The 17,008-nt window shown below is 67.7% G+C and carries 16 protein-coding genes and 1 tRNA gene; 3 read left to right on the forward strand and 14 right to left on the reverse strand.

Annotated elements, in window-relative coordinates:
• Window positions 1-112 precede the first annotated feature (112 nt).
• Entirely contained in the window at window positions 113-943 is an 831-nt protein-coding gene (locus AORI_RS84665; RefSeq protein WP_275451464.1) for a helix-turn-helix transcriptional regulator, read from the forward strand.
• A gap of 25 nt (window positions 944-968) precedes the next feature.
• Here the strand turns inward: AORI_RS84665 and AORI_RS50435 are convergent, their stop codons facing one another.
• From AORI_RS50435 to AORI_RS50490, 12 genes are read right to left on the reverse strand one after another with little or no spacing between them, the layout of a single operon-like run.
• Window positions 969-1,718 carry an amino acid ABC transporter ATP-binding protein gene (locus tag AORI_RS50435; RefSeq protein ID WP_016332275.1) on the reverse strand — a complete coding sequence of 250 codons (750 nt, stop codon included), beginning with the start codon at window positions 1,716-1,718 and terminating at the stop codon, window positions 969-971.
• Window positions 1,719-1,725: 7 nt separating this feature from the next.
• Complete coding sequence (locus AORI_RS50440; RefSeq protein WP_043848650.1) at window positions 1,726-2,403, reverse strand: amino acid ABC transporter permease; 678 nt, start codon at window positions 2,401-2,403, stop codon at window positions 1,726-1,728.
• 4 nt (window positions 2,404-2,407) lie between these two features.
• Complete coding sequence (locus tag AORI_RS50445; RefSeq protein WP_016332277.1) at window positions 2,408-3,217, reverse strand: ABC transporter substrate-binding protein; 810 nt, start codon at window positions 3,215-3,217, stop codon at window positions 2,408-2,410.
• 3 nt (window positions 3,218-3,220) lie between these two features.
• Window positions 3,221-4,684 carry an amidase gene (locus tag AORI_RS50450; protein WP_016332278.1) on the reverse strand — a complete coding sequence of 488 codons (1,464 nt, stop codon included), beginning with the start codon at window positions 4,682-4,684 and terminating at the stop codon, window positions 3,221-3,223.
• A complete protein-coding gene (locus AORI_RS50455) occupies window positions 4,681-5,652 on the reverse strand; it encodes an aspartate/ornithine carbamoyltransferase family protein (RefSeq protein WP_016332279.1) in 972 nt (323 codons plus the stop codon). The genes AORI_RS50450 and AORI_RS50455 overlap by 4 nt, the downstream gene beginning before the upstream one ends.
• A 6-nt stretch (window positions 5,653-5,658) precedes the next feature.
• A complete protein-coding gene (locus tag AORI_RS50460; RefSeq protein ID WP_016332280.1) occupies window positions 5,659-6,681 on the reverse strand; it encodes a heme oxygenase-like domain-containing protein in 1,023 nt (340 codons plus the stop codon).
• Complete coding sequence (locus AORI_RS50465) at window positions 6,660-7,646, reverse strand: aldo/keto reductase (protein ID WP_016332281.1); 987 nt, start codon at window positions 7,644-7,646, stop codon at window positions 6,660-6,662. The genes AORI_RS50460 and AORI_RS50465 overlap by 22 nt, the downstream gene beginning before the upstream one ends.
• Window positions 7,643-8,812, reverse strand: a complete 1,170-nt coding sequence (locus AORI_RS50470; RefSeq protein ID WP_016332282.1) for a pyridoxal phosphate-dependent aminotransferase — start codon at window positions 8,810-8,812, stop codon at window positions 7,643-7,645. The genes AORI_RS50465 and AORI_RS50470 overlap by 4 nt, the downstream gene beginning before the upstream one ends.
• Window positions 8,813-8,825: 13 nt before the next feature.
• Window positions 8,826-9,944, reverse strand: coding sequence for a zinc-dependent alcohol dehydrogenase (locus tag AORI_RS50475; protein ID WP_158509122.1), 1,119 nt, complete (start codon window positions 9,942-9,944; stop codon window positions 8,826-8,828).
• A 16-nt stretch (window positions 9,945-9,960) separates the two neighbouring features.
• On the reverse strand, window positions 9,961-11,208 hold the full coding sequence (locus AORI_RS50480; RefSeq protein WP_081809651.1) for an aminotransferase class III-fold pyridoxal phosphate-dependent enzyme: 1,248 nt from the start codon (window positions 11,206-11,208) through the stop codon (window positions 9,961-9,963).
• Window positions 11,205-11,966, reverse strand: a complete 762-nt coding sequence (locus AORI_RS50485; protein WP_016332285.1) for a beta/alpha barrel domain-containing protein — start codon at window positions 11,964-11,966, stop codon at window positions 11,205-11,207. Before AORI_RS50485 ends, AORI_RS50480 begins: the two co-directional genes overlap by 4 nt.
• 3 nt (window positions 11,967-11,969) lie before the next feature.
• Window positions 11,970-13,178 (reverse strand): peptidogalycan biosysnthesis protein, encoded by a 1,209-nt coding sequence (locus AORI_RS50490; RefSeq protein WP_016332286.1) that lies wholly within the window; start codon window positions 13,176-13,178, stop codon window positions 11,970-11,972.
• 230 nt (window positions 13,179-13,408) lie between these two features.
• Here AORI_RS50490 and AORI_RS50495 point away from each other — a divergent pair, with 230 nt between their 5' ends.
• Window positions 13,409-14,659 (forward strand): MFS transporter, encoded by a 1,251-nt coding sequence (locus tag AORI_RS50495; RefSeq protein ID WP_081809652.1) that lies wholly within the window; start codon window positions 13,409-13,411, stop codon window positions 14,657-14,659.
• A complete protein-coding gene (locus AORI_RS82390) occupies window positions 14,656-15,822 on the forward strand; it encodes a peptidogalycan biosysnthesis protein (protein WP_016332288.1) in 1,167 nt (388 codons plus the stop codon). Before AORI_RS50495 ends, AORI_RS82390 begins: the two co-directional genes overlap by 4 nt.
• A gap of 293 nt (window positions 15,823-16,115) precedes the next feature.
• Here the strand turns inward: AORI_RS82390 and AORI_RS50505 are convergent.
• Window positions 16,116-16,189 (reverse strand) — tRNA-Arg (locus AORI_RS50505).
• 242 nt (window positions 16,190-16,431) lie between these two features.
• On the reverse strand, window positions 16,432-16,821 hold the full coding sequence (locus AORI_RS50510; RefSeq protein WP_016332289.1) for a peptidase inhibitor family I36 protein: 390 nt from the start codon (window positions 16,819-16,821) through the stop codon (window positions 16,432-16,434).
• Between the last annotated feature and the right edge of the window lie 187 nt (window positions 16,822-17,008).

Below are 17,008 nucleotides of genomic sequence, written 5' to 3' on the forward strand. Positions count from 1 at the left end.
GACGTCTCGATTACCGGGCCGCGTCGTCACGTTCCTCGAGAGTACCGACGAGATCGCGCAGCTGGTCGCCGGCCGGGAACAAAGCTCTTTGCGAGCCCATCTTCTGGTGGCGATGAATACTTTCTGGCCGACGGATTCGGTGCGTGTCCTGCGCCTCGGCGAGACGGATCCGCCGCTGGACGCCGACGCGCTGGGTGACTGGATCCTGGGGCGCCGGTGGCCGTACACCGTCGATCAGGACGAAGGCGTGGTGCTGCGCGGAAGTCCCTGGCTCGAAGCCCTGCGATTCGGTTTCCAGGACGCGATCGTGGTGCCGGTGCTCGATCCCGGGCACGCGGGCCGGTGCCGGGTGATCGGCTTCGCCGCCGCATTGTCGTGCAGCCCGGATGTCTATGACGCGCAGGCGGTCGAGGCGTTCTTGCGCCTGACACGGACGATGATCGACGAGTCGGCGGAACGATGGTCCGAAGGTCCCGGAGGCCACCCGGACGAAGATCCTCCGGCGGGATGGTCCTACCCGCCAGGGCTGGCCGACAGCATCGGCGGGAAGCTGCTGCCGCTTCGCGCGGGTATCGCCCGGGTCAGGCGGACGGCGCCGAGCGAGGAAGTCGCTCTCCAGCGCGCCGTCCAGGAATTGAACGAGACCTTCGGAGCGGTGTGGAACGAGATGTTCAGTCTTCTCACCGGGCCTGCCCGCAAATCGGAGAACCTGGTATCCCGGCTGACACCCCGGGAAAAGGAAGTCGCCGAACTCGTGGCGAAAGGGCACAGCAACAGGGAAATAGCCCGGTGCCTCTACATCAGCGAACCGACTGTGAAGACGCACGTCTCGAGAATTCTGCGCAAACTCGAAGTAGGGCAGCGTGCCGAGATCACGGCGCTGGTCCGATCGGCGCCCCGCCGGGGACCGGGCGTACAGCTGAAAAAGAAGGACGCGCACTGAGACGGCCGGGCACCGCTCCGAGGAGTCATCGCTGGACGTTCGGAGGTTGGTCCATTTCGGTGACCGGCGTGAGCGTCTGTTCGTACTCCGGTGACGTTTCCGTGACGATCCGGCCGTCGTGGAGCACGACGATCCGATCGGCGAACCGTTTGGCGAAGGTCAGTTCGTGGGTCACCATCAACATGGGCAGCCCGGTGTCAGCCAGCCGTCGGATGATGGCGAGCACGTCCGCGGTCAACGTGGCGTCGAGTGCCGAAGTGATCTCGTCGAGCAGGAGGATCCGGGGCCGCATGGCCAACATACGGGCGATGGCGAGCCGCTGCTGCTGCCCGCCGGACAGGGTGGTGGGGCGGCGGTCGCCGAGGCCGGAGAGCCCCACCATCTCCAGGTGCTCGTCGGCGACCTGGACCGCGGTGGCCAGGGGAACGCGGTCCACCACCCTCAGCGGCATGACGATGTTGTCCCTGACCGTCCGGTGCGGGAACAGGTTGAACTGCTGGAACACCATTCCGATCGCGTTGTCCCGCCTGCGTTCTTTGCCGCTGATCCGACGGCCCCGGACCAGCACCGCGCCGGCGTCGGGCTCCGCCAGGCCCGCGATGCAGCGGAGCAGCGTGGATTTGCCGCTGCCGCTGCGGCCCATGACCGCCACGAGTTCCCGTTCTCCCACCGAGAGGTGGATGTCGTGCAGTACCGGCGATCCGCTTTGGTAGGCGAACGACAAACCGCGCACGGCCAGCACCTCGGCCGCGCTCCCGTCCCGGGTCTCGTCCATGCTTCTCCTACACCATCGCGAGTTTGCGTTCGAGCCTGCCGCTCAGCATGGACAGTGGGTAGGTGACGACGAAGTACATGACGGCGAGCAGGGTGTAGACCTCCAGCGGCCGGAAGGTCGCGTTGACGATGGATTGGGCCCGGTAGGTGATCTCCGGTACCGCGATGACGCTCAGCAGCGAAGACTCCTTGATCAGGAGGATCAGAGTGGTCGCCAGCGCGGGAAGCACGTGGCGGAATGCCTGCGGAAGGATCACGTGGCTGATGGTCTGCAACCGGGTGAACCGCAGCACCGCCGCGGCCTCCAGCTGACCCGGGCCGACCGAGGTGATACCCGCGCGGAACACCTCCCCGAGGACCGCTCCCGAGTTCAGGGTCAAGGCCAGTACCCCGGCCGAGATCACCGGCAGCTCGACTCCGAGCAGGATCGGCAGCGCGTAGAAGATCCAGATCAGCTGCACCAGCCCCGGCGTGGTGCGGAAGAACTCGGTGTAGGCATAGGCGAGCTGGGCGAGCACCGGCACGTTGTTGGCGCGCACGAGCGCGCAGAACAGGCCGACCACGCTGCCCGCCAGCAGAGACACCACCGAAAGGCCGGCGGTGAAGGCGAGCCCGCCGAGCGCGGCGTCCAGCGCCTCTCCGGTGAACAGGTAGGTCCAGTCGAACGTGTAGTCCGTCGCTGCCATCCCCTCACCCACCCAGCGAATTCTCGGGGGTGATCCACTTCTTGAGTGCTTCGTCGATGGTCCGGTCCGCCTTCTTCTCGGCGACGAACCGATTGAGTTCGGCGAGCAGTTCGTGGTCGCCCTTGGGAACGCTCCAGCCGACAGGTACCGGGTCGACTCCCTCGGGGGATTCGGGAATCACGCGGAATTGTGGGTACTTCGCCAGGATCGCCGGCATGATCAGCGCCTCGGCGGCGACGGCGTTCGCACGGCCGCTGCCGAGTTCCGAGATCAATTCCGGCAGACCGGATCCAGCCGAGGGCAGCTCCCGCAACTTCGCCTTCGGCACGATGTGACGGCAGATCAGGCACTGTGCGCCACCGGCGAGGCAGGCGATCGTGACCGAGGGGTCGTTGAGCGAAGCGAGGTCGGTGAGCCTGGCGTCGGTCTTGGCCACGAGCCAGGCGCCGCCCATGGACAGCAGGGGATCGGCGAAGTCAACCGCTTTCCGGCGCTCTTCCCTGGCCTGCAGGGAGGTGATCATGTCGTATTTCCCCGATTGCAGACCGGCGATGATCGTGGCGTAACTGGTCCCCACGTACTCCACCCGTACGCCGAGGCTCCGCGCGAACTGATCGATCAGGTCGACGTCCAGGCCGATGTACGAGCCGTCGCCACGCCGGATCGTGAGCGGTGGAGAGGCGCCGATCCCGACGCGCAGCACCTTCTCGTCCCGGATGCGCTGGAGGCTCGTCCGTTGATCGGTCGCGGCGCAGGACGAAGAGACCAGTACCAGTACCAGCAGCAGACCGAGCAGAACACGTGGTTTCCGCATGGATCACCCTCCATTTCCCGAATCCGGCAGGCGCAGGACCGGACGACGGCTCGTCCAGGGCCGGACCTGCTCGAACACATGTGCCACTTCCAGCAGGAGCGGGTCGGCTCGCCAGCCGGTGATCAGCTGCAGCCCGACGGGCAGCCCGCCGCAGGTCCACCCCGCGGGCAAGGTGATCGCCGGATTGCCGGTGAGGTTGAAGGGATAGACGGCCGCACCGGACAACAGGGCGTCCTCCCGGCCGGGTGTCAGCCCGGGGGTCCGGTCGTGCGGCCAGCCCGCGACCGGGCAGGTCGGGGTCATCAACACGTCCCAGTTCTCGAAGAACTCCCGGAAATGGTGGAAAAGCCGGGTCCTGGCCCGGCCGGCGGCCCCCAGGTCGGCCATCGACCAGGTTCTTCCACGCTGGACCAGCCGTCGCAGGGGAGCCGGGCACGAGGAGTCGACCGGACCCGGATAGCGCATCGCCAGTCCGCATTCCCAAAGCACCCGCTGTACCTCGCTCTGATCTTCCCAGCCGGATGACGGCGTCGGGGGAGCGGACCCGAGTGCCTGTGCGAGTCTTCGTGCCGCTTCTCCGGTGATCGCGGCGACCTCAGGGTCGACCGGCGGCGCGCCTTGGGGGGATTCCGTCCAGGCCAACCGCAATGGGCCCGGTCGCCGGGCAGCCAGGCCGGCCTCCATCGGGTCCGACCACGAGAACGGGTCCCGGGAGTCGGCGCCCTGTGCCACCTGGAGGAAGAGCGCCGCGTCGGCGACCGTTCGGGCCAAGGGGCCGATGTGGACTCTCGGGGCGGTGAAAGCGTCCGCTACCGGGAAGGCCGGGATTCTGCCGAAGGAGGGTTTCAAACCCACGACACCGCACAACGCCGCCGGAACGCGGATGGACCCACCGCCGTCGCTGCCCAGCGCGAGCGGGCCCATTCCCGCTGCTACCGCGGCGGCTGCTCCGCTGCTGGAACCGCCGGCACCGTAATCGAGCCGCCACGGTGTGCGTGCCGCCACGCCGTCGCTGGACATCGACGAGTAGCTGTAGCCCTGTTCCGGAGAGCGGGTCTTCCCGAAGGGGATCGCCCCCGCGGCCCTCAGCCGCTCGACGACCAGGTCGTCCTCGGTATCCGGTTCCGTCTCGCGGACCGCCCTCCCGTGACCGGTCCGCATCCCGCGCACCGGATGCAGGTCCTTCACGGAGAACGGGATCCCGGACAACGGCCCGGCTCCTCCCCGCCGGTACGCGTCGTCGGCCGCGTGCGCCGCCTTCAAGGCTCCCGCCGAGTCCACCTCTACGAAAGCGTTCAGGAGAGGATTGACGGCGGCGACGCGATCGAGCACCGATTCCATAATGGAGGCCGCGGTCACCGTCCCGCCGCGCAGCGCGGCCAGCAGCTCGGTGGCCGACAGCGTCCAGAGTGCCGTCGTGGAGCGGGGCGCGGCCCACTCGCCGGATCCCGCCTCCACTTCGGTCACCGGATCCCCACCGCCAGCTGCTCCGGCGTGCACAAGCAGGAGGCCAGCATCGCCGCCTTCATCCACATGCCGTGCCGGACCTGGGGAAGGTAATGCGCCACCGGGAGACCGTCGACGTCCGTCGACACCTCGTCGGTCCGCGGACCGGGATGCAGGATCGGCACCTCCCGGTTCACCCGTTTCAGCACCGCCGCGTCGATGCGGAACCGTTCCGGGGTCGTGCTGACGTCGGCCGCGTTCGCGAGCTGCTGTGCCGTGCTGTGGTCCGGATGCCGGGTACCGATCGTCTCCACGAGGTCGCATCGGGTGAGCAGGTCTTCCACGTCGTCGACCGTCGACCAGCGGACTCCCGCCGCTTCCAAGGCGAGCCGGCTGTCTTCGGGAACCGAAGTCCCCGGCTCGGGAAGGAACACGACCTCGGCCGGGCGCAACTTGGCCAGTACGAAGGTGATCGAGTGCAGGGAACGCACGTTGGCGTTACCCAGCAACCCGATGCTCGTACCGGCGAGGTCACCCAGCAGTTGCCACATGGTCCAGACGTCGCCCAGGGCTTGCGAGGGATGCTCGTTGTAGCCGTCGCCGGCGTTGATCACCGGAACCGGTGACACCACTGCCGCGCGAGCGGCGGCACCGCTCTCGAAATGCCGCAGCACCACCGCGTCGCCGAGCATGCCCAAGTTCGCCACGACGTCCTCGAGCGTCTCCTGGTAGAAATCACCGGCCCTGGTGGAGGACGCTTCCGCGAACCCGGTGCACGCCGCCCCGAGGCGCAGTGCCGCGGATTCGAAAGCGGTCCGGGTGCGGGTGCTCGGCTGGTAGAAGGCGCTGACGACGACGCGGCCCTCGAGCAGCGTCGACCGCTCCGCGGCCGGGAGCGCGCGAATACCCGCGGCGAGGTCGAACATGCGCCGGATGGCTTTCCTGTCCATCGACCGCACAGAGGTGAAATGCCGGATCTCCGTGGACATGGCGGGCTATCGGGCCATGGCCTGCGTGGTGACCTGGGACCAGCGCGACTCGGCCGAGTTCGCCGAGTAGTACTCGAGGACGCCGTTCATCAAGGCGTCGTAGAGCTCGACGATGCCGCGTGCCGCCTTCGTGAGTGCCGCGTACCTGAGCGGTTCGATGACGGGCACGGTGGAGAAGACGTCGAGCGGGAACGATCCGTGGTCGAGGTCCGCGTCGAGGGTGGCGTGCCAGTGGAAGCGTTCGGTGACTTCCTTCGGAACGTCGTAGTGCGTGCGCATGGCCTCGTACACGTCGGTTTCCGGGGCGGGCGTCGCGTCCAGGCCGCTGCCTTCGTCGCGCATGAGCGCCACCGCGTACAGCAGCGGGTCGCTCTGTGCCCACCAGTTGTACGTGTTGAGCAGGCCGAGGGTCTGGGGGAGCGGTACCGCCGCGTCGATCCCGGTCTCGGGCAGCCAGTGCGCCAGCGCCTCGCGCAACATGTCGCCGTGCGGATGCTCTTCTTCGTAGAACTCCATGTAGAGGTCGCGAGCGGCCTTGGTCGGCGCGTTCGCGATCGCCAAAGAGATCTCGCGCGGCGCGTTGGACACCTGGTGGCAGATTTCCAGACAGAACCCCTTGACGACGTCGATCGGCGCGCGACCGGCCCCGACTTCGACGTCGAGGGGGGTCACCGGCCGGATGTCGGTACGCTGGCCCAAGCCGCGCCAGTCCCACATCTGGCCTTCCAACCGCCAGTACGCCTCGCGGCCGCTGAGCCCGCCGTCCGCCAGCACCTCCTGCTCTCCGTCGAGCAGAAGCGGCGTGCCGGACAGCTTGGTCACCAGGTCCTGGACTTCGTCGGTGGCGAGCAGGCTGTTGAGTGCGATCTCCGGCAGTGGTGTGCGCCCGTCCATGGCCATCGTGGCGAGTTCCACGGGCTTGGTCAGGGACACGGGGAAGGTGTAGGCCCGGCCGCGATAGGTGAACCGCAGGTTCTCGCTCTCGCGGTCGATGACCGCGGCGGGCTTCAGATACGGCTTGGTGACCATGTTCGTGGTTCCTCTCTCCGGTCCGGGTGGCTGGACGGCGCGACGGAAGGTCCGACGCGCCAGGGCGGTGCGAGATATTCGGGGGTGCCCGCGGGGCCGGGCATGGGCGGATGCCGCACACCGACGGTGCGCAAGGCGGCGAGCAGGCCGGGATCCAGGACGCGCGCCACCGCGGCGGTCAGCGCCGCGACCTCGGAAACCGACGACAGGCCGACGCAGACTCCCCGGGCCCGGTGCTCGGCCAGCACGAAGGGCACCGCGACGTCTTCGACCCGGACCCCGGCCTCCCGCAGCAGCGTCCGCAGCCGAGCCGCCGCCGCTGCCAGCCCGGGGACCTTCGTGAGCGCGGCGAGATCGAACAACCTTCCTTGATGGAACGGGGCACCGAGATCGACGCGGAGGCCAGGGGTGGCGAGAAGGACTTCGGCCGAACGCCACAGCAGGTCGTACTGCTTGGCCACGAGGACCCTGGTCGCGGGCAGCCGGGCCGCCGAGGTGGCGAGGAGCCCGGCGTTGTTGCCGGACACCCCGATACCGACCCCGGTCTCGGCGGCGAGTTCGCGCAGCGCCTCCCAGGCGGGCACCGGCCGCCCCGCCGTCGGGGCGCCCAGCTCGCCCGGCGAGGAGCGAGGATCCCACCAGCACGCCCAATCCGCCTCGTGCAGCAGCACTTCGCCAGGCAGGCCGCCCAGCCTGGCGACGCTGCGTTCGAACGCCTCGCGCACGGCCACGTGCTCGCGATGGTGTTCCGGCTTCTCGAAATAGCCGAGCTTCGTGCGCACACGCACCACCGGCCCGACCCGGCGCAGCCAGGAGCCCACTACGGACTCCACATAGCCGCGGCCGTAGAACGACGCGGTGTCCACCGCGGAGCCACCGGCTTCGGCGAACGCGTCGAGCACCCGGTACGCTGCCTCCGGGGGCAACTTGGCGAAGTGCACGGTGCCGAGCGTCATCCGGTTCATGGGCCCGGATGCTCCGCGACGCCGAGCAGCGTGCGGATCCTTCCGGCGGCCGTGGCCGCCACGTCGTCGGCGAGGCCGACGAAGAACCGCACGTGACCCCGGCCGCTGCTTCCCGCCGCTTCGCCGGGAACGCACAGCACATGTTGTTCGGACACGATGCGTTCGGCTAGCGACTCGCCGCTCGCGTCCGCGATCCGGGGGAAGACGTAGACGCCACCCTCCGGCATGGCGCACTCGATCCCGGGGATCGCGTCCAGCGTTTTGGCCAGGCGGGCCGTTTTCTCCTCGTATTCGGAGCGAACACCTGCCAGGTAGGTGGCGAGGTCGGTCCGCAGCGCGGCCGTGCCGAGGACCAGGGCGGGGCTGGAGCTGTACATGTAGGTGAACAGGCCGAACCGCTTCAGCGCGTCGATCGTGGGCGCGTCCGCGGTGATGTACCCCATCCTGATCCCGGTCAGCGCGAAGCTCTTGGACAAGCTGAACAGGGAGATCGCGGACCGGCGCGCCGCACGCGCGGTGGTGTGCCGGTGGGCGCCGTAGACGAAGGTTTCGTACTCTTCGTCCACGACCATGCGTGCGCCGCGTGACTCGCACAGCCAGCCGACGCGGTCCAGTTCGTCCTCGCTCAGCACCGATCCCGTGGGGTTGAGCGGGGTGTTCAGCAGGACGGCGGCCGTGTCGTGGTCGATCAGCCGGTCCAGGTCGTCGAGGTCGATCGTGTCGTGCGCCGAGTGACGGGTGGTCCGCACCCGCACCACTTCGGCGCCGGCCGCGATCGCGATCCGTGGGTAGTGTTCCCAGCACGGATCGGTGATGATCACCTTCTTGCGGGTCCCGTGCACGAGGATCGACAAGGTGGAGAACAAGGCCTGCGCGCCACCGGGCACGGCGATGATCTCGTCCGGGGCGACGTCGAGATGGTTGACCTCGTTCAGCTTGTCCCGCGCGGCTTCGAGGAAGTCCGCCGTTCCCTTGAACGGCGAGTACTTGGTCAGCACGTCCGGTGATGCCGCGTGCAAGGAGTCCAGCAGGCCGGGCGGGCAGGGGAACCGCGGTTCGCCGCCCGCCATCGGGATCACGTCGGGCCACCCCGCCGCCGCGGCGCGTTCGGCGATCGCGGCGACGGCGGACAAGGGAAGATCCGGTCGGATCAGGGGAGTCGTCATCGTCTTCCTCTCTTCAGCCGTTCGGCCGCACCACTCGCTTGAGGTAATCGCGTTCGCCGAGGACCAGATCGAGGTCGGTCAGCTGGGCGAGCGTCAGTGTCGAAGACACGATCTCGTCGAAGGCGAGATCTTCGCGTTGCAGCAAGCGAAGCGCCTTCGGATAGGCGGTGGGCGGGGCGAGCACCGAACCGACCACTTCCAGGTCCTTGCGGCAGATCACCGCCGGATCGGTCGGGACGGTCCCGTTCGGGATGAAGTGCCCCAGTTCCACGACGCGGCCACCCGCTCTGGCGAGGGTCAGCGCGTCGGTGAACAACTCCGGGACGCCACCGCATTCGATGACCACGTCGAAGCCGAGACCGCCGGGGGAGCCGCCGATCATTTCGTCGAGCCAGGGGGTGCCGGGCTCGGGGACGATCACGCGCAGTCCGAGCTTTTCCCCGACGTATTTGGCCCGCCACTCGTTCGTCTCGGTCACCGTGACCTCGAGCCCCGCCGCGGCCAGTACCAGGGCGACGACGGCACCCACCGGCCCGGCCCCCAGCACCGCCGCGGTTCCCCCGAGCAGGGTCCCCATCCCGATGTCCGGCCTGCCGTGGCCCAGCGCGCGTTCGGCGCCCCGCACCGCGACCGAGACCAGCTCACCCAGCACCGCGCGGTTGACGTCCATGCCCTCGGGCACCGGAATCACGGCGATGTCGTCCGCGAGCTCGATCTCGGTGGAGAACCCGCCCAGCGGGAAAGCGCCGTCCGGGCGGAACGCGGAGAATCCGTGCACGACGCGCCGCGGGCACAGGTGCTCATGCGCGCCGAAGGACAGGCACATGGTGCACCGCCCACAGGCCTTGCCGGGAACGACGAGCACCAGATCCCCGGCGGCGATCGTGCCGCCGCCGACCACCGGCGTCGCGGGCCCCGGCCGCTGGACCCGGCCGAGAATCTCGTGCCCGAGCCCGAGCACGTTGTCCGGCCTGCCGAAACCGCTGTGCGCCATGACATGCAGGTCGGTTCCGCAGATACCGGCGGCGACGACCTCCAGCACGGTGCTGTCGGTCCGGTGCACGTGCTGGACCGTGTGCTCGGACAGTGCGGTTCCGTCCCAGACCACCGTTCGTGCTTCAGACGTTTTCACTGATGGCTCCCCATTTCTAGTGGCCCCGCGCTTCGTCGACGACCCTGCCGATGGTGTGCAGTGCTTTGGCGAGTTGATCGGCGGTGATCGAACGAGGCGGTTTGATGCCGAGCGCGCTGCCATAAGGGCGCACATAAACCCCCGCGTCGAGGCAGGCGTCGGAGATGTGCCTGACATATGCGGGATCGGCGGGTACACCGTCGGACAGGATCTCCCACGCCCGCACCATCCCGATCCCTCGCGACCGGGCATGGGCTCCGCCCTCGGGGGGAAGATGCTCGTCGAGCACCGAGCAGAGTTCGCCGAAGTCGCGCTGCTGGGCGGGATCCGCCAGCAGTTCACAGGTCGCGTCCATCGCCGAAACCGCGACAGGATGCCCGCCGTTGGTGTAGTCGGCTTCACCCCAGTTGAGGTTGTCCAGTTCCGCCGTGGTCGCGCAGACGGAGAGCGGGAAACCTCCCGCGACACCCTTGGCCAGCACGAGCGCGTCGGGTCGCACCTGCCACAACGTCGACAACGTGTTCTCGGGAACCCAGCCGAAGGACTGGCATTCGTCGAGGACGAGCGGAACGCCGTATTCACGGCAGGCGGCCGCGACAGTGGTGACGAACGCGGACATGGCCCGCCCCAGGAACACCCCTTTGCTCAGGAGCACCGGATCGACCAGGACACAGGCGAGTTCGAGATGGTGGCGTGCGATCAGTTCGGCGGTGATCTCGCCGTTCTCGGCCGGGCATTCCAGCGGATCGTGACCGTGGTCGTCGCAGTACGGCGTCGGCGCGAACAGCACGTCCTCCGTACTGCCGCGCAGGATGTCCGACGGTCGCTCGCCGAGCCCGCGGAAATGGATGACCTGGGTGGTCTGGCCGAGGTAGATGCCGTCCACCGTGAGCACTCGGGACCGCCCCGTGGCCCGTCTGGCCTGTTTGACCGCGCACTCGACCGCGTCGGAACCGTTGCACATCCGGATGTTGAACGAGGTCAGGTTAGGTGGGAGCAGAGGCTGCAACCGCTTGATGGCCATGCGGTCGCGCGGGCAGTCGAAATCCTGGTCGACGAAGGTGTAGTCCCGCAGCTGCCCGATCACCCGTTCGGTGATGAATGGGTGCGACTGTCCGAAAAGGAGGTTCACGGTCTGGCTGCTGAGGTCCAGCCATTCCCGGCCCGCCGCGTCCCTGATGACCGCGCCGTCCCCGCCCACCACCGAGATCGTCCCCCGGCGGGGGATGGTGTTCCGGGACAGACGGGGGTCATCCGAGGTCATCGTGCCGCGGTCAGGACGAAGGTGTCCCGTGCTTGCGCGACGAAGTCGGCCATCACGGTCTCCGGGGGCCTGCCGTCGTCGAACAACACGCTGTTCACCAGGGCGCCGTCCGCGCCGAGCTTCGCCGCCAGCGCGAGGTCGGCCGGTTTGCCGACCCCGCCGTCCAGCACCACGGGCACCGGGAGCTCGCAGATCCCGCCGAACGTGATCGGGTCGGTGATCCCGGCCCCGGTGCCGATGTTGGAGCCCATCACCCGCAGCAACCCGCAACCGGCGTCGGCGGCGGCCCTCGCGGCGGCGAGATCGCAGGACAGCAGTGGGAACACGGCCAGCGACGGGTCCCAGCTCATCAGCCGCGTCGCCGCTTCGATCACCTGGTCGTCTCGCGACGCTTTCAGATCCGGTGTGAGCACCTCGAGTTTGAGCACTTTTTCACCGGTGAGCGCGACGGCGGTCTTCGCCGCTTCCACGGCCGCGTCCGCGCTGGTGCGGAGGTTGATGTTGAGCATCTTGACGTAACGTCCGGCGTCGATCCGCTCGCCGAGCGTGTCATAGGTGACACCGGCGAACCCCAGTTCGAGTGCGGCGCGATCGCCGGCGGCGTCGAGATGGTGGGTGTTGATCGGGAGTACGTTCGTTCCCGACGCCTTCAGCAACTTGATCACGGTGTCCAGCGAGGCGCGGTGGCGTTCGGTCCCGAAACAGTGCCACAACCGGCTCATCGTCAGCCCGGCGACCTCGATTTCCTGCTTGAGCATGTTTTACCCCTCGGTCGGTTGTCCCGTTCGGCTTGTTTCCGGAGCAGGCCTGCCCGTGTCCGCCAGGGCGCGAAGCACGGTCCGCAAAGTGCCCTCAGGTGCCCGGCGTCGCGATTCGGCGAATTTGACGTAGGCGAATCGGGGCTGCGACTCGCAGCCCCGGGACTTCTTGGTCTCTTCTGCACTGATGGAGTAGTCGATGTACTGAAAACCGTGAGAGACGGCATGTCTGATCGGTGTGTAGAAGACGGTTTGGAAGTAGATCGGCAGCGAGGGCTCCCAGCCGTATTCGCGGCCGGGCTCGCGGACGTGGATGGTGTGGCCCGCCGGGATGAACGTCGTGAATCCGCGCAGGGTGCCGTCCCGGGTGCGCGCCGTCGCGACCAGGTAGTCGTCCCCGAAGACCTCCCTGGCCTGTTCGTGCCGGGCCACCAGATGCTCGACCTCGATCGTCACCCCGTACTTGAGTTCGTGGGCCTGCTGCAAAGGGGCAAGCTCGCGAATCACCGGCGAGGTGCATCGCTCGACGGCGGCGACCACACCGGCAGCGTCCAACCGTCGTTCCTCGCGCCTGATCGCCTGCGCGCGCCGCTTGGAGACACTCTTCAGATATCCGTCGAAACCGTCGGCGGGAACGGTCAGCATATGGTTGCGATGACTGGGGAATTCCGTGTACCCGTTGGTTGAAAGGCAGTCCCGCAAAGAGTGGTCGTTCTCCGCGACGTAGAGGAACGCGGTACTCGCCGCTCCGAGGTCCTCGGCGAGCCGGTCCAGCTCTCGCACCGCCGCGGCCAGGACGGCGTGTCTCTCCGGCGCGGTCAACCCCGGCCGGATCGGTGCCGCGGTATGCGAGGTTCGCCTGCCACCGCACAAAAGGGTGGGCAGTGTCGATTTCGCCAGGTCCGTGCCGGAGACGTCGCCCCGGACCGGTTCAGGGAGCAGACCTGCCAGGAACGTGTCGAGCCGGATGAACGGTGAACCCGCCGAGCGGTCGTCGAGCAGGAAACAAGGAAGCGCCGACATGAGCGAACCTTCCTGGTTCCTGACGGTCAGGTAAAAGGGCTTGTCGCGGCTCACGCGTTCTTCGAGCCGTAACCAGCGCGACGATACGAAGAGGTTTTCGGTGTCCGCGACCTGCCCGTACCCCATACCGGTCAGTTGGTCGATCGAATCGTACCTTTCCAGCACGAAGGACTCCCCCTGGTCGCTCACGGTCCGATCGCAGCTATGAGGACTTTACGCAGGGTCCGTCGAAGCGGGTCAAGCGAACGATGGATTTGTGAAACTAAGATGTACGCCGAAAGTCTTCCCTCAATCGGAGTATTGAGGGAAGTGGTGGATACTTGCCATCATGAAACCCTCGCGTGATATTTGGCCCGCTATTCGACGTCTGCGAAATCGGTAATTCGCTCCTGGGGCGAAAGCATCGAATTGTCGGGAGGATGACGGTGGCATTGGCCCTGTCGTGGAGGGCTTCTCTGTTCCGGCGGTTCGCCGTGTCCAACGGCCTCTCGATGGCGGGCGACCAGTACGCCCAGGTCGTTCTGCCACTGGCGATCCTCTCGATCGGCGGCGCGGTCGAGGTGGGCTTGGCGCTCGGTGCGCGCGCTTTGTCCACCACGGCCTTCCTGCTCCTCGGCGGAGCGATCGCCGATCGGGTGCCGCGCGCCGCGGTGCTGATCGCCGCCAACGCGGTCAAGGTCCTCGTGCAGGTGTCGACCGTCCTGCTGTTGCTGGGCGGTGTGTCCTCGGTGTGGCCGATCGTCGCACTGCAATGCGGATACGGGGCAGCGGTCGCCGCCTATCTGCCCACGACGAACGGCGTGATCCAGCACCTCGTACCCCGCTCCCGGTTGGCCTCCGCCAATGCCCAGGTGGGCATCATCACCAGCCTGGCCACCGGCGGCGGCCCGTTGCTGGCAGGCGGACTGCTCGTCGTCGCCAGCCCCACGGTCGCCCTGCTCGTGGGCGTCGCGGCCTTCGTGGTCGCGATCCTGCTGCTGGTGAAGGTCCCTTGCGGGCGGGCGCCCCGTTCGGCGGGGCCCGGCCTGGTGCGGGACATGGTCACCAGCTGGAACGCGTTCAAGGAACTCACCTGGTTGTGGAGCGGAGTGCTCTTTCTCGGCCTCTTCCAGTTCGTGGTGATGGGGCTGTACTACGTCGGTGGGCCGCTCGTAGCCGACGAAAGGCTCGGCGGACCCGACGTCTGGGGATTCATCGCGGCCGCCTACGGCTGTGGCACGGTGGCTGGCAGCGCGCTCACCCTGCGATGGCGCACGTCGAATCCGCTGCACGCGTTCTACTGCGCTCTGGTCTTGATGGTGCCCGCTCTGCTCTGTCTCGGCTGGGCCGCCCCGCTGGGATGGCAACTGGCCGCGCACGCGCTCGCCGGGGCGGGAATCGCCTACGCGAGCGTGTTGTGGGACCTGTCGGTGCAGGCGTCGGCCGAGCCGGAGTACGTCTCGCGGATCTCGGCGTACGAGTGGCTGGGGTCGACGGCGCTGCGCCCGCTCGGGCTCGCGATCGCCGGGCCCGTGCTCCTCGGACTGGGGATCACCGCCACCTTCACGGCCGCCGCCGTCCTGCTGATGGCGGGAGGCGGGCTCATGCTCGTGATCACGAGCTTGATGACCTCGCGGCCGAAAGAACTCGACGTCGGCGCGGAACTTTCCCAAGAGGAGGTCTCCGAGTGACCTGGACCGTCGACATCGCCACCAGCGTGCACGAATTCACCCCGCACGACTGGGACGTGCTCGCCGAGCCCGCGGGCTGTTACGCCAGTTGGTCGTGGACGGCGTTCGCCGAGGCGGAGACCGGCAGGCGATGCGCGTACGTTTTCGCGCGGGACGGACGCGGGCTCGCCGCGGTGATGCCGTTGTGGTTCACCACGGCGGACGAACACGAGTTCAGGACACCGGCGCTGCTGCTAGGAGATCTCGGGGTCACCGGGGTCTGCTACGCGGTGATGGGGTTTCAAAAGTCCTATCGCAGCGGGGTGCTGTCCCGCGACGGGATCGACTCGCGGTCACTGATCCCGCCGCTGACCGAGGCGGCGAATCGGCACGCTGCCGAACACGGTGCCTCGGGTGTGCTCGCGCTCTACGCGGACACCTCCACCATGCTGCGGCTGACCGGTGTGTTGGGTATACGCCGAGCCGTACTGCTCGACGGATGCGCGGGGATCGAGGTTCCGGCCGACGGACTGGAGGGCTACCTCGATCGGTTCTCTCATCAGCGGAGAGGACAGATCCGCCGCGAGATGCGCAAGTTCGCGGGCGCGGGCTACGAGGTCGGCGTCGAGTCGCTCGCATCGTGTCTCCGGGAATTCGCTCCGTTGGCCGCCCAACTCGAGAGCAGGCATGGTGTGGGCGGTGATGCCGAAGAGATGCTCGCGTCACTGACAAGACAGGCGAAAGCGGGAGACGAGCACACCTCGGTGTTCACCGCTCGCCGTGACGGCGCGCTGGCGGCGGCCTGCCTTTCCTACCACTCCTGGCCGGACCTGCTCGTGCGCATGTTCGGCAAGGACTACGACCGCCCGGACAAGGCGGAGTACTTCAACCTCCTCGTCTACGAACCCCTGCGCTACGCGATCACGCGAGGATTCGATTGGGTCGAACTGGGGCACAGCACGGCCGCCGCCAAAGTGGCCCGCGGCGCGAACTTCCGCGCGTTGTGGGCGGTCGATCTCTCGGACCGTCCGTTGTGGACTGAGCAGCGGGGACGAGCGCACACCGCGAACCGCTACGAGCTGCTGACCGCCGAGGCGACGAAGCTGCGGTCGGTGGCTCCGGCGTCGCTCTGGTCGGACCTGTCTCCTGAACTCGCGGAGTCGGTGGGTGTCCTCTCCCGCTGAGCCGTGCGGCGACGGCATCCACTACCAGGACGGCAACCCGCGATCAAGGCCGAGTGGACGGAGTTAACGAGCAACCTGATCTGGCCTCGCTTGAGGAACTTTCCACCGGAATTTGTGCCTCGACGCGATGTGGGATGAGCTCGGCTGTAGGCAGGATCACACCGGCTGAGGCGCCGCTTCCGGCGCTTCGGTGAACCTTCGAGGAAGGATGCCTGGTGGCGCGATCCGAGAGAAGTGACGTCGCGGGCGGAGGGGCCTGTGCGGCCCCTCCGGTCCCGTTCTCCTCTGCGACGTGCCCCCGGCAGGACTTGAACCTGCGACCTAGAGATTAGAAGGCTCTTGCTCTATCCAGCTGAGCTACGAGGGCCGACGTCGGCGACGTTGGGTGTCGCCCAGCATCGGCAGCTTAGCCGTCGCCAACCTGTCGATCGTTCGACACCGCCAGATCGTTTCAGGTCGAGCCCACCGTTTTTTGGAACACCCGTGAGCGCGTCACGACGCGGGGTGACGCGCTCACGGGCCGGGGCCGCTTCGGGGGAGCGGCCCCTGGGTTCGCGCAGGTCGCGAGTCGACTCGTCCGCGAGCGACCGGCGCGAACCGCCGGGGTGGTCAGTCCCAGATCTTGAGGGCGCGGATCACGAACGGTCCCTGGGGTACGTAGGTGCCGCCACCCGGATAGGTGATGAAATCTCCTTCGGTCGTGCATTCCTCGCTCTGGTAAATCGTCACGTCACGGCTCAGCCGGTTGACGAACGAATGCCCGTCGAAGCCCTGGGGCAGGGGAATGCATTCCTCGGGATTGGAGGTGCGCAGGTCGAATTTGTGCATCGCGCCGCCGTACGATTCCGCGCCCCATACGCAGAACTCGCCCTTCTGGCAGTCGGGCTGCGGCGGCACGGTGGCGGCACTGGCGACTCCCGCGCTGGTCAGCAAGCTCGCCAGGGCGAGCAGGAGCACGTGCGGGAGGCGGGCGCGCAGGTTCGTCAAACGTCGTTGCATGGCTGGGTTCTCCCCCGTGAATCGGCGGCTCGATCGCCGTCGGTGAATGTGTGATTCCACGATGGCGCGCGGGGAAGGCTTTGTCTGCCCGCATTTCTACTTCTGTGGATAAGTAGTTGTGCGCCGCTCGATCGGGGCGAGTTGTCCACATATCGCCGGGAGCGCCTTGTGCTCGCCGAAATCGGCT

It is taken from the genome of Amycolatopsis keratiniphila (assembly GCF_000400635.2).
GTDB lineage: Bacteria > Actinomycetota > Actinomycetes > Mycobacteriales > Pseudonocardiaceae > Amycolatopsis > Amycolatopsis keratiniphila.